Origin of the sequence: Caulobacter endophyticus, from assembly GCF_003116815.1 — a bacterium.
Lineage (GTDB): Bacteria > Pseudomonadota > Alphaproteobacteria > Caulobacterales > Caulobacteraceae > Caulobacter > Caulobacter endophyticus.
This window is the reverse complement of record NZ_QDKQ01000060.1, coordinates 19231-32033: the sequence shown is the minus strand read 5'-3', so window position 1 is coordinate 32033 and position 12803 is coordinate 19231. Positions and strand designations below refer to the sequence as shown.

The 12803-nt window shown below is 69.5% G+C and carries 9 protein-coding genes; 1 reads left to right on the top strand and 8 read right to left on the bottom strand.

What is annotated here, in order from left to right; all coding sequences use genetic code 11:
• Nucleotides 1-16 precede the first annotated feature (16 nt).
• Together DDF67_RS17860 and DDF67_RS17855 are read right to left on the bottom strand one after the other, a co-directional pair.
• Nucleotides 17-1195, bottom strand: a complete 1179-nt coding sequence (locus tag DDF67_RS17860) for a BaiN/RdsA family NAD(P)/FAD-dependent oxidoreductase (RefSeq protein ID WP_109102196.1) — start codon at nucleotides 1193-1195, stop codon at nucleotides 17-19.
• A 67-nt stretch (nucleotides 1196-1262) separates the two neighbouring features.
• Entirely contained in the window at nucleotides 1263-3083 is a 1821-nt protein-coding gene (locus tag DDF67_RS17855; protein ID WP_109102195.1) for a methyl-accepting chemotaxis protein, read from the bottom strand.
• A gap of 154 nt (nucleotides 3084-3237) precedes the next feature.
• Here DDF67_RS17855 and DDF67_RS17850 point away from each other — a divergent pair, with 154 nt between their 5' ends.
• Complete coding sequence (locus tag DDF67_RS17850) at nucleotides 3238-4560, top strand: Hsp70 family protein (protein ID WP_109102194.1); 1323 nt, start codon at nucleotides 3238-3240, stop codon at nucleotides 4558-4560.
• A gap of 230 nt (nucleotides 4561-4790) precedes the next feature.
• Here the strand turns inward: DDF67_RS17850 and DDF67_RS17845 are convergent, their stop codons facing one another.
• From DDF67_RS17845 to ppdK, 6 genes are all read right to left on the bottom strand, one after another.
• Nucleotides 4791-6236 (bottom strand): efflux transporter outer membrane subunit, encoded by a 1446-nt coding sequence (locus DDF67_RS17845; RefSeq protein ID WP_233247694.1) that lies wholly within the window; start codon nucleotides 6234-6236, stop codon nucleotides 4791-4793.
• A gap of 2 nt (nucleotides 6237-6238) precedes the next feature.
• The gene (locus DDF67_RS17840; protein WP_109102192.1) at nucleotides 6239-7165 is read right to left on the bottom strand and encodes an efflux RND transporter periplasmic adaptor subunit; all 927 of its coding nucleotides are present in this window, start codon (nucleotides 7163-7165) and stop codon (nucleotides 6239-6241) included.
• 7 nt (nucleotides 7166-7172) lie between these two features.
• Entirely contained in the window at nucleotides 7173-7373 is a 201-nt protein-coding gene (locus tag DDF67_RS17835) for a DUF1656 domain-containing protein (RefSeq protein WP_109102191.1), read from the bottom strand.
• Nucleotides 7370-9379: an FUSC family protein gene (locus DDF67_RS17830; protein WP_109102190.1), complete on the bottom strand. Its 2010-nt coding sequence runs from the start codon at nucleotides 9377-9379 to the stop codon at nucleotides 7370-7372. Before DDF67_RS17830 ends, DDF67_RS17835 begins: the two co-directional genes overlap by 4 nt.
• A 7-nt stretch (nucleotides 9380-9386) precedes the next feature.
• Nucleotides 9387-9755: a MarR family winged helix-turn-helix transcriptional regulator gene (locus DDF67_RS17825; RefSeq protein ID WP_408608624.1), complete on the bottom strand. Its 369-nt coding sequence runs from the start codon at nucleotides 9753-9755 to the stop codon at nucleotides 9387-9389.
• Between the two features lie 341 nt (nucleotides 9756-10096).
• On the bottom strand, nucleotides 10097-12781 hold the full coding sequence (ppdK, locus tag DDF67_RS17820) for a pyruvate, phosphate dikinase (RefSeq protein ID WP_109102188.1): 2685 nt from the start codon (nucleotides 12779-12781) through the stop codon (nucleotides 10097-10099).
• Between the last annotated feature and the right edge of the window lie 22 nt (nucleotides 12782-12803).

Here is a 12803-nt window from a genome sequence, read left to right as displayed (position 1 = left end):
AGCCGACGGGCCGGTTCTAGACCGCCTGCCCTGCGCACCAGCCCGACGCCCAGGCCCACTGGAAGTTATAGCCGCCGAGCCAGCCAGTCACGTCGACAACCTCGCCGATGAAGTGCAGGCCCGGCACGGACTTGGCCATCATCGAGCGGGAATCCAGCTCATCGGTGTCGATCCCGCCCAGCGTCACTTCCGCCGTGCGATAGCCTTCCGAGCCCACCGGCTTGAAGGTCCAGGCGTTGACGACGCCGCCGACACGGGCCAGCACCTTGTCCGAACAGTCGGCGATGTTACCGGCGATGCCCTCGTCCTCGACGATCTTCTGGGCCAGCCGCTTGGGCACGATCTCGCCCAGCACGGTGTGCAGCGCGCGACGGCCATTGGTCGAACGCTCGGCCTTCAGCGCGGCGAAAACGTCGACGCCCGGCGCCATGTCGACCGTGATCTCGCCGCCCTCGCGCCAATAGGACGAGATCTGCAGGATCGACGGGCCCGACAGGCCCCGGTGAGTGAACAGCATGCCTTCGCGGAACTTGGTCTTGCCGCTGGCCACCACGGCGTCGACCGACACGCCCGACAGGGGCGAAAGCCTTTCAAGCGTGCGTGCCTCGAAGGTCAGCGGCACCAGGGCCGGACGCGGCTCGATGATGGCCAGGCCGAACTGCCGCGCGATTTCATAGCCCACGCCCGTCGCGCCCATCTTCGGGATCGACTTGCCGCCGGTGGCGACCACCAGCGAGGCGCAGGCGACCGCGCCGCTCGACAGCTCCACAACGAAACCCTCGCCTTGCCTGTCGACGCCCTGAATCGCCGTTTCCAGGCGCAGCACGACGCCGGCCTCGGCCATCTCGTCCAGCAGCATGGCGATGATCTCCTTGGAGGAGCCGTCGCAGAACAGCTGGCCCAGCGTCTTCTCGTGGAAGGCGATGCCGTGCTTCTTAACCAGATCGATGAAGTTGGCCGGGCGATAGCGGCGCAGGGCCGAGACGCAGAACTTCGGATTGGCCGACAGGAAGTTGGCGGGCGTCGCGCCGACATTGGTGAAGTTGCAGCGGCCGCCGCCGCTGATGCGGATCTTCTCGCCCGCCGCCTTGGCGTGGTCGACGATCAGCACGCTGCGACCGCGTTTGCCGGCCTCGATGGCGCACATCATGCCGGCCGCGCCGGCTCCCAGCACCACGACGTCGAACTGTTCCAAAGGCCGGCCCTTTCAAGTGAGCGCGCCAAGGACGGGTGCGCGGGCCAAATGTCAATGCGACGAAGTCCTACCCCGCCATGCGAAAGCTCCGCGCCTGTCTCGCGCTGGACACCCGAAACCGCTCCGTCATCTCGACCAGGCCGACGATTTCGCTCTTGAGGGCGTGGGCGACGGCGTTGGCCTCCTCGACCATGGCGGCGTTCTGCTGCACGCCCTGGTCCATCTGGTTCACGGCCGAATTGACCTCGTTGAGGCCGGTGGCCTGCTCGCCGGCGGAAGCCGCCAGTTCGCGCACCAGGGCGTCGATCTCGCCGACCTTGCAGACGATGCCTTCCAGGGCCTCGCCGGTCTGGCCGACCAGCTTGACGCCCTCGTCGACCTGGCGGGCCGAGGTCGAGATCAGGGTCTTGATCTCCTTGGCGGCGTCGGCGCTGCGCTGGGCGAGCGCGCGCACCTCCTGGGCGACGACGGCGAAGCCGCGCCCCGCCTCTCCGGCCCGGGCGGCCTCGACCCCGGCGTTGAGAGCCAACAGGTTGGTTTGGAAGGCGATTTCGTCGATGACGCCGATGATCTGGCCGATCTGGCGCGAGGAGCTTTCGATGCCGGTCATGGCCTCGACGGCGCCGCGCACCACTTCGCCGGAGCGCTCGGCGTCGCCCCGGGCCGAGCCGACCACGCGGGCGGCCTCGCCGGCGCCCTGCGAGGCGCGACGGACGGTGGCGGTGATCTCGTCCAGGGCGGCGGCGGTTTCTTCCAGGCTAGCGGCCTGCTGCTCGCTGCGGCGGGCGGTGTGGTCGGCGGCGGCGGCGATCTCGTCCGAGCCCCGGCCGATGCCGTCCACGGCGGCCAGGATCTGACCCATGGCCTCGTCCAGGTGGCCCATGGCGGCATTGAAGTCATCGCGAAGCTGGTGATAGCCATCCGGGAAAGCCTCGGTCACGCGCACGGTCAGGTCGCCACGCGACAGGCGCGACAGGCCGTCGGCGATGGTCTCCATGACGAAGGCCTGCTCGCGGGCGGCGGCCTCGCGGGCCTGCTCGTTGCGGCCGCGCTCCTCGTCGCTGGCGACACGGGAGCGGGCCTGCTCGGCCTGGGCGCTTTTCAGGGCCAGGGCGTTGTCCTTGAAGACCTGCACGGCCTTGGCCATCAACCCGACCTCGTCGCGGCGGCCGGCGCCGGCCACGGCGGTCTCCAGGCGGCCCTCGGCCAGGTCGTTCATGGCCCGCGACAGCACGGCCACGGGTCGCGAGATCTTCACCGCACCTATCCAGAGCGCGAAGGCCACGCCGCCCAGGGCCGCCGCGACGCCGAACAGCAGGGTCAGCAGCACGCCGCGCTGCGCCTCGGCGCGGGCGGCCGTGACCATGGCGTCAGTCTCCTCGTGATAGCCGTCGCCCCAGGCCTTCACATCCTTGGCGAGGCCGTCGATCGCGGGATCCATGACGGCCAGTTGCGCCATGGCACCGGTGTCATCGTTGGACAAGCCTTTGTCCGCCGCGCCGCGCGCCTCGCCGTAGAGAGCGTCGATGCGGGCGCGGAAACTCTCGGCCCTGTCGGCGATCGCCGGGTCGAAGCCGGTCATCTTGTCGAGACTGTCCTTGCCCTCGGCATAGACCTTGTCGAGCTCTCTCGAGGCGGCCTGGGCCTGTTCGGAACCAGCGTCGTAGGTGACGGTGCGGTGGGCGGCGTGACCCATCATGGCAAGGCGCCGGCTGAAGCGTGCCGACTGGACTTCGGCGGGCGCGCGGTGCTCGACGAGGCGGCTGGTGGCGGCGTCCAGGCTCTTCTGCTGCCAGACGCCCAGGCCCGTACAGGCCAGCACGGCCACGCCCAGCACGACGGCCGGCAGGGCGACCTTCGACGCGATCTTGAGATCGTCGAGCTTCATGTTCGTTTCCCCCCGGATGTTTGTCTGGTCCACGCCGGATTCGCGGTAGTCGAACGCAGTTTTTCGGCTGCGACGTAAAAACCCCGTTAAGTCGCTTGACCCCTGCGCTGATGGCTGTAGGACGCACGACCCCCTCCCCGGCCCGAGCTTCCCCATGACGTCCGCCGTCCAGCCGACGATCGGCATCGATTTTGGCACCACCAACACCGTCGTCGCCATCGCCGACGGCCAAGGCCCCGCGCGCCTGGTGCGCTTTCCCGTCGGCGATAAGGACATCTTCGCCTTCCGCTCGGCGCTGAGCTTCCATTCGATGGCCGGCCCGGACGGCCGTCCGACCGAGCGCGTCATCGAGGCCGGCCCCTGGGCGATCGAAGCCTATGTCGAAGACCCGCTCGAGACCCGCTTCGTCCAGTCGTTCAAGACGTTCGCGGCCAGCGCGGCCTTTACCGAGACCAAGATCCTCGACAAGCGCTACCAGTTCGAAGACCTGCTGGCGGCGTTCCTGTTCAAGCTGCGCGACCATGCGCAGGGCCAGATGGCCGACCTGCCGCCGCGCGTGATCGTCGGCCGGCCGGTGACCTTCGCCGGCGGCAACCCCGACGAGGCCCTGGCCCTGAAGCGCTACGAGGCCGCCTTCGAGCGCCTGGGCTTCACCGACATCCGCTACGCCCACGAACCGGTCGGCGCGGCCTTCTTCTTCGCCCGCCAGCTGAAGGAGGACGCCACGGTGCTGGTGGCCGACTTCGGCGGCGGCACCAGCGACTTCTCGATCGTGCGGTTCGAGCGCCAAGGCGGCCAGCTGCGCTCGGTTCCTCTTGCGCGCTCGGGCGTCGGCGTGGCCGGCGACGCCTTCGACTACCGGATCATCGACAATGTGGTGTCGCCGGAACTGGGCAAGGGCAGCCTCTACAAGGCCATGTCCAGCCGCCTGCCGATCCCGCAGCGCTACTACACGGCCTTCGCCCGCTGGGACCAACTGGCCATGCTGCGGGCCTCCAAGGACATGCGCGACATCCGCGCCCTGGAGCGCACGGCGGTCGAACCCGAGAAGATCGCCCGGCTGATCGAGGTGCTCGACGACAATCACGGCTACGCCCTCTACCGTTCGGTTTCGAGCCTGAAGGAGGCGCTGTCAGGCAAGGAAGAGGCGCGGTTCTCGTTCAGGGCGGGCTCGGTGGTGATCGAACGCGACGTCGCCCGGACTGAGTTCGAAAGCTGGATCGCCCCGGAACTGAAGGCCATCGAGACGGCCGTTGACCAAGCGCTGGAGCGCTCGGGCCTGACGGCCGGGGGCGTCGACCGGGTGTTCCTGACCGGGGGCTCCTCCTTCGTGCCGGCGGTGCGTGAGATCTTCCTGCGCCGGTTCGGTGCGGAACGGATCGAGAGCGGCGGCGAGTTCGAGTCGATCGCCTCGGGCCTGGCGCTGATCGGACATGAGAACGACCTCGACCTCTGGAGCGAGCGGGCGCCGGGGTGACCCCCCTCCGGCCCTCCAGGCCACCTCCCCCAGAAAGGGAGGATCTGAACGAGCGCCTTCCTCGCCCATGTGGCGAGGATCCATCGGTCAGCCTGCTGGGACTTTTCAAGTTCAGCCGCCGTCTGAGCGTCGGCCGCCGTGGGCGGCGGCTTCTGGTGGCTTGATCGAGGGGCCGAGCTCGGCATCCGGTTCCCATGGCTTCCCCCTTCACGGAGAGAGCTCGCCCTCTCCTAGCGCTGCGCCTGCACCACCTTCACCGGCGGCGCGGTTTCCCAGCCGCCGCCCAGCGCCAGGAACAGGTTGACCTGGTCGGCCGCCACGGCCGCATCCGACGCCGCCAGAGCCGCCTCCGCACCCGCTAGAGTGCGCTGTGCGTCCAGCCCCTGAAGGTAGGGCGCGCGGCCGGCCTTGTAGAGCGTGGCGGCTTGGCGCTCGGCCTTGACGGCCTCGTCGCGGGCGGCGCGCAGGGCGGCGTTGCGGTCGAGTTCGTGGGCGTAGGCGGTCAGGCTCGTCTCTGTCTCGCGCAGGGCGTTCAGCACCACTCCGTCGAACCTTGCCAGGGCCCCGTCCGCGCCGGCTTCGGCCCCGCGGATGCGGGCGCGCTCGCCCTCGCCCGGCAGGGTCCAGGAGATCAGGCCCGACAGGCTCCAGCGGTTGGCGGCGGGCTGGCCGATGTCAGCCAGCAGGCCCGTCGAGCCCGCGCCCATGCCGAAGCTGACGTTCGGATAGAGCGCGCCGCGCGCCACGCCGATGCGGGCGGTGGCGCCGGCCAGGGTGCGCTCGGCCTGGCGCACGTCGGGACGACGCTTGAGCAGCGCCGCGCCGTCGCCGACCGGCAGGGGCTGGGCGAGCTTCGGCGGTGAGGCGCAGTCCTCCACGGCCTCGGGGAACTCAGCGGGCGGTTTTCCAGTGAGCACGGCCAGCTTGTAGAGCGCGGCCTTGCGGTGGGCCTCGAAGGTGGGGATGGCGGCGCGCTGCAGGTCGACCTGGGCGCGGGCGCGAGTCGCGTCCAGCGCCGTGCCGCGACCGGCGGCGATCAGGCGGCCCGTGACCTCCAGGCTCTTCTGCTGGAGCGCCAGACTATGTTCGGCCACGTGAATCTCATGGCCGGCCGAGCAGGCGTCGACATAGGCGCGGGCGACGTCGGCGGCGACGCTTACGCGGGCCAGATCCAGGGCGGCCTGGCTGGCGTCGGCGTCGGCGTGGGCGGCTTCGGCGGCGCGCTTGAGCCGGCCCACGAGGTCGACCTGGTAGGAGACCTTCACGCCGGCGTCAGCCAGGTTCTCGACCGGCAGGGGCTGGGTCATCAGGTACTGCTCGCCGGACTCGCGGGCGCGCATGGCCGCCCCCGAGGCGCCGACCGAGAAACCACCGGCGTCGTCGGCCTCGCCGGCCACGGCGCGGGCGCGGACCAGGTTGGCGGCGGCCACACGCAGGTCCGTATTGGCGCTCAGAGCTTGTTCGACCAGTCCGTTCAGGGTCTCGTCGTCATAGAGCTTCCACCAGCCGTCTGGGACGGGGTCCTGGCTGACGGCGGCGCTGGCGGCGCCCATGAACGGGGCTTGCGCGGCCGGCTCGTTGATCTTGGCCGCGTCGGGCCGCTTGTAGGTCGGGCCGACGGTCGTGCAGGCGGCGAGCGCCAGCAGCGAGGCGGCCGCCGCCAGGGTGCGGGTCATAGTCACGAGACGGCTCCCTTGCCGACGACCTTGCCCTCGCCCCTCACGCCATCTCCTTGGCCCAGCACCGCGACCGTGGCTGTGCGGCCGGCGATCAGGCGCAGGTCCTTGGGCGTCTCGTCCAGGGCGACGCGGACGGGCACGCGCTGGGCCAGGCGCACCCAGCTGAAGGTCGGATTGACGTTGGGCAACAGGCTGGCGCCGGCGGCGCGGTCACGGTCCTCGATGCCGGCCGCGATCGACTGGATGTGGCCGTGCAGCGGCCTGTCCTCGCCCATCACCGTGATGCTGACCTTCTGGCCGACGTGCAGGCCCTTGAGCTTGGTCTCCTCGAAGTAGCCCTCGACCCGGTAGGAGCGGCTGTCGATCAAGGCCAGCACCGGCTTGCCGGCGGTGACGTAGTCACCGGTGCGCAACGTCAGGTCCGACAGAAAGCCGTCGGTGGGGGCGACCACCAGGGTGCGTTTCAGGTTCAGGGCCGCCAGGTCGCGGGCGGCGAGCGCCTGGGCCAAAGCGGCCTGCCCCTGCTCGACCTTGGCCAGGCTCTGCTCGGTGATTTCGCCAGCGACAAGGTCGCCCAGCACGCGATTGCGGGCCAGCTCGCGACGGGCCTGGGCCAGTTGGGCCTTCTGGGCGGCAACGGCCGCGTCGGCCTGACGCAGGGCAAGCGCGTAACGGTCTCGGTCGACATAGAACAGCGGCTGGCCGGCTTTGACCGTCTGGTCGTTGACCACCTGGACGGCGGTGACCAGACCCGAGACGTCGGGGGCGACCTGGACGATGTCGGCGCGGACGCGGCCGTCACGGGTCCAGGGATCGACCTGGTAGTGGTCCCAGAGGCGCTTGCCCCCGACCACGGCGACGGCGACGACGGCCAGGGTGACCGCGACGCGGCCGGATTGGGGGAGGATAGTTTTCAGCTGGGGCATGTTTTTCTTAACGACGGACAAGGGCCACGGCGGCGGCCCAGAGGATGACGAAGAGCGCGGTGTCGAAGAGCGCCGGATGCCAGACGAAGCGGTAGGCGCCGGCCCAGGACAGCACGCGTCGGAGCACGAAGGCGGCGACGAGGGCCAAGACGGCCGAGACAAGGACGGACGACAGAAAGACGCCGTCGATATTGTATTCGCCGATCATGCGGCGGGCTCCGGATTGAAGGCGGGGGCGTCGGGGAAGAGATTGCGGCGCAGGCCGACGAGGCCGGTGACGCCGCCGGATACGAACTGGGCCTGGCCCAGGCGGCCGAGGGCCTGATCGAGCTTGGCCAGAAGGTCGGCGTGCGGCGGGGCGCGACGGCCGGCCGACAGGGCCGCATAGTGATCGCCTACCCCGCCCAGCACGGCGTCGAGCGACGCGCGGGCCGGACCGGAAAGGTCGCCACGAGCGGTCTGGACGGCCACCAGGTTCATGCCCACCCGCAGGTCGCGCAGCACGTCGACGCCGACGAGGTCGTGGCGCGGGCCGACTGCGGCGAGCTTGGGGCTAAGCAGGCCCAGGCGGTCGACCAGGGCGGCGGCGAAAGCGGCCGGCTCCGGGGCGCGGCCGGCGCGCGCCAGGCGAGCGATGCCCTTCCAGGTGCGCGACAGCAGGCGACGGGCGCCGGCGTCGATGCTCATCGAGCGCATGGCGGCGGTGACGAAGATCGCCGCCCCCAGGCCGACGAACTGGCCGAGATTGATGTTCAGGAAGCTCGCGAAGTCGGCGCTGAAGGTCTCTTGCAGGGCCAGGGCGTTGCAGAAGCCGATCAGGGTGGCTAGGCCCGCCCCCATGGTCTTGGGATTGGGAATGAACAAGCCGATGAACAGCAGCGGCGGGGCCAGGGTCAGGACCAGCAGCGGGAAGCCGTCGATGGCCGGCAGCACGGCGAACATGTAGAGCGCCGACAGCGGCAGCGAGACCAGGGTGAAGATTCCGAAGCTGCGGATCGCCGGCACGGGGTCGTCCATGGCCGCAAAGAAGCAGCAGAACACCGCAGCCATCACCGGCGCCGAGGCGCCGTCGCCCCAGCCCGAGACGATCCAGATGCCGCAGGACAGCAGCACGGCGATTGCGGCCGCCGCGCCCGAAAGAAGCGCCAACGGCAGGTCGCTGTGCATGCGGCGGCGGGCGGCGTTGGCGGTGGCCGCCGTCAGGTTCGGCGACAGTGGGACGTCAGGATTCTTCAGTCGGGTCATCAGCGCATGCCCCTCGCCCAGGGCCTGGACGGTCTCGGCCAGGCGCACCAGCAGGCTCTCGACCAAGAGGGCGTTCCAGTCGCCGCCGCGCCGCGCGGCGGCTTCGGCCTTGAGGTGGTCGATAAGCTCCAGGCCAGGGCCGCGGGTCGCGCCGGCCTCGATCCAGGCGACGGCGGCGTCCAGCGCCGCTCGGGCGGCGGGGTCCTTGACATCCTTCAGCGCCTGCATGCGATCGGCCAGGCCCGACAGCAGGGGGATGAGGATCAGCAGCCGCTCATGCAAAGCCCGCACGACGCCGGTGGTCTCGCGCAGGCGGGTGGTGTCGAACGGCAGGTGCGTGGCAAGCATCTGGATCTCGCTGGCGGCGGCAGCCAGGTGCTGGCGGTCGCGGGCGAAGGCCTCTTCGTCGGCGCCCTTCAGCACGTCCAGCGCCCAGCGGTCGGCCTCGCCCAGCCAGGCGCCCAGGCGAGCGCGGAGGACGGTCCCGACGGGACGCGGGAAGACCAGGCTGTGGACCAGGGTGGCGCAGATGATCCCCAGGCCGATTTCGACGACGCGCCAGACGGCTAGGTCGAAGATCGCGCCGGGCTGGCTGACGGCTGGGAAGCCGATGATGGCGGCCGTGTAGCCGGCCAGCATCAGAACGTAGCTGCGCGGGGTGCGGTCGAGCAGCGAGATGGTCAGGCAGGCGCCGACCCAGAGAGCCAGGGCCAGGCACAGCAGGACGGGCGCATTGACAAGGTTGGGCACCATGGCCACGGCCGCCGCCCCGCCCAGGATGGTGCCGAGCACGCGATACAGCGCCTTGGAGCGCACAGCCCCGGCCAGGGGCTGGCTGACGATATAGGCCGTGGTCATGGCCCAGTACGGACGCGGCAGGCCGACGGCGAAGCCGATCCAGAGGGCGAGCATGGCGGCGACGAAGCTGTTCAGCGAGAACAGCAGCGTCCACCGGTCGAACTTGGGCATGGGATTCTTACATCCCCTGCCCGTTGGCGGCGTCCAGAGCCGCTTCGAAGGCGGCGAAGGTGCGAAGGGTGGCGGCCAGATCCTCATCGCTGACCCCGACCAGAAGGCGCGATCTGACGGCCTGGACGGTGTCTTCGGCGATCACGGCCAGGGCCGCGCCGTCGGTGGTCAGGTGCAGGGTCTTGGCGCGGCCGTCGGCGGGGTCGTCGCGGCGCTCCACTAGGCCCGCAGCGCACAGCTGGTCGAGCACACGGACCAGGGACGGTCCCTCGACGCCCAGTTCCTCGGCCAGCACACCTTGCCGCATGCCCGAGCCGGCGCGGGCGATGTGCAGCACCGGCAGGGCGCGGGCGTCGGAAAGGCCATGCTCGGCCAGGGCGCGATTGACTTCACGGCGGTAGATGCGCGCCAGGCGCAGCACCGCGCCCGTGAAGGTGCGTTCGCTGGGAATGCGGGACGTCATGTAACGATGCTCGAAGAACGATAGGTAGCTTGCTATCTATTTAGATAGCTTCCTATCGATATCGATGCAAGCAGGCGCGCAAAGAAAAACGGCCCCACTCGTGGGAGCGGGGCCGTTCTTGGTATCGCAGGTTGGGGAAGGCCGCCCGATGGTGAGCATCAATCCCGACAGGCCTGAGCAACGCCGCCATGGACCCTCGCCACGAGGGCGAGGGAGGCGGGGTTATCTGGCTCAGACGTAAGGGCGTGAAGCGCCTACTTCCCAGCCAGCGCGGCCTGCGCGGCCGCCAGGCGGGCGATCGGCACGCGGTAGGGCGAGCAGGAGACATAGTCGAGGCCGACCTTCTCGCAGAACGCGATCGAGGCCGGGTCGCCGCCGTGCTCGCCGCAGATACCGAGCTTGACGTCGGGACGGGCCGCCCTGCCCCGCTCGGCCGCGATGCGGATCAGGTCGCCCACGCCGTCCTGGTCGAGACTGACGAAGGGGTCCTTCTCGAAGATGCCCTTGTCGATATAGGCGCCCAGGAACTTGCCGGCGTCGTCGCGGCTGATGCCGAACGTCGTCTGGGTCAGGTCGTTGGTGCCGAAGCTGAAGAACTCGGCGTTGGCGGCCAGATCGCCGGCGCGCAGGGCCGCGCGGGGCAGCTCGACCATCGTGCCTACGGTGTACTTCAGCTCGACGCCCTGCTCGGCCAGCACCGCCTTGGCGACGCGGTCGGTAAGGTCGCGCAGGTACTTCATCTCCTCGCCCTTGGCGACCAGCGGGTGCATGATCTCAGGCACCGGCGCGGCCCTGCCCGACTTGGCGATCTCGCACGCCGCCTCGAGGATGGCCCGGACCTGCATCTCGTAGATCTCGGGATAGGAGACGCCCAGGCGGCAGCCGCGGTGGCCCAGCATGGGGTTGGTCTCGTGCAGTTCCTTGGCGCGGCGCAGCAGCTTGGCGGCGTCCAGGCCCGTGGCCACGGCCACGGCCTGAACGTCTTCTTCCGTATGAGGAAGGAACTCGTGCAGCGGCGGGTCGAGCAGGCGGATGGTGACCGGCAGGCCTTCCATGATCGTGAACAGCTCGACGAAGTCGGCCTTCTGGAAGGGCGCGATCTTGGCCAGCGCCGTGCGGCGGCCGGCTTCGTCGTCGGCCAGGATCATCTCGCGCACCGCGGCGATGCGGGTGTCGTCGAAGAACATATGCTCGGTGCGGCACAGGCCGATGCCTTCGGCGCCGAACTGGCGGGCGGTCTTGGCGTCGAGCGGCGTCTCGGCGTTGGCCCGCACCTTCAGGCGACGGACCTGGTCGGCCCAGCCCATCAGCGTGGCGAAGTCGCCGGTCAGTTCGGGCTCGATCATCTTCGGCGCGCCAGCCAGGATCTCGCCGGTGGAGCCGTCGATGGTGATCACCTCGCCGGCCTTGAACTCGCGGCCCTTGGCCCGGAACAGGCCTTCCTTGGCGAAGATCGACACGTCGCCGGCGCCCGAGACGCAAGGACGACCCATGCCGCGCGCCACGACGGCGGCGTGGCTGGTCATGCCGCCGCGGGCGGTGATGATGCCGCGGGCGGCGTGCATGCCGTGGATGTCCTCGGGCGAGGTCTCTTCGCGCACCAGGATCACGGCCTCGCCGTTGGCGGCGACCTTCTCGGCCTCGTCGCTGTCGAAGACGATCTTGCCGGTGGCCGCGCCGGGCGAGGCCGGCAGGCCGACGGTGACGACGTCGCGATGAGCCGTCGGATCGATGGTCGGGTGCAGCAGTTGGTCCAGCGAGGCCGGCTCGACGCGGCTGACGCCCTCTTCCTTGCTGATCACGCCCTCGGCGGCCATGTCGACCGCGATCTTCAGCGCGGCCTTGGCGGTGCGCTTGCCGTTGCGAGTTTGCAGCATGTAGAGCACGCCCTGCTCCACCGTGAACTCGATGTCCTGCATGTCGCGGTAGTGGCGTTCCAGCGTCTCGACCACCGTCTTGAACTGGCCGAACACCTCCGGCATCGCCTCTTCCATCGACGGCGCGGTGTCGCCCATTTCCTCGCGGGCGGCCTTGGTCAGCGACTGCGGCGTGCGGATGCCGGCGACGACGTCCTCGCCCTGGGCGTTGATCAGGAACTCGCCGTACAGGCGGTTGTCGCCGTTGGACGGATTGCGGGTGAAGGCCACGCCCGTGGCCGAGGTGTCGCCCATGTTGCCGAACACCATCGACTGGATGTTGACGGCGGTGCCCCAGCTTTCGGGGATGTCGTGCATGCGGCGATAGAACTTGGCGCGGTCGTTCATCCAGCTGGCGAACACGGCGCCGACGGCGCCCCACAGCTGTTCCTGGGCGTCCTGCGGGAACGGCTTGCCCAGTTCGTTCTGGACGGCGGCCTTGTAGTCCTTGATGACGCCAGCCCAGTCGTCGGCGGAAAGGCCGGTGTCGACGTGGACGTCCAGGCGATCCTTATGGTCGTCGAGGATCTCCTCGAACATGTGGTGCTCAAGGTCGAGTACGACGTTCGAGTACATCTGGATGAAGCGGCGGTAGCTGTCATAGGCGAAGCGGCGGTCGCCCGAGAGCTTGGCCAGGCCCTCGACGGTCTCGTCGTTGAGGCCCAGGTTCAGGACGGTGTCCATCATGCCCGGCATCGAGGCCCGGGCGCCCGAGCGCACCGAGACCAGCAGCGGGTTGGCCACATCGCCGAAGCGCTTGCCGGTGATGGCCTCGATCTTGGCCAGTCCCGCGGCGACCTGCCCGGCCAGCTCGGCGGGGTATTGCTTGCCGTTGGCGTAATAGTGGACGCAAGCCTCGGTGGTGATCGTAAAGCCGGGCGGAACCGGCAGACCCAGAGACGACATCTCGGCGAGATTGGCGCCCTTGCCTCCGAGGAGGTTCTTCATGGAAGCGTCGCCGTCAGCGCCGCCTCCCCCGAACGAATAGACCCAAAGGGACTTCGTCAGCGTCTCTACCGGCATATTGAGTTCACCCTGCGATAAA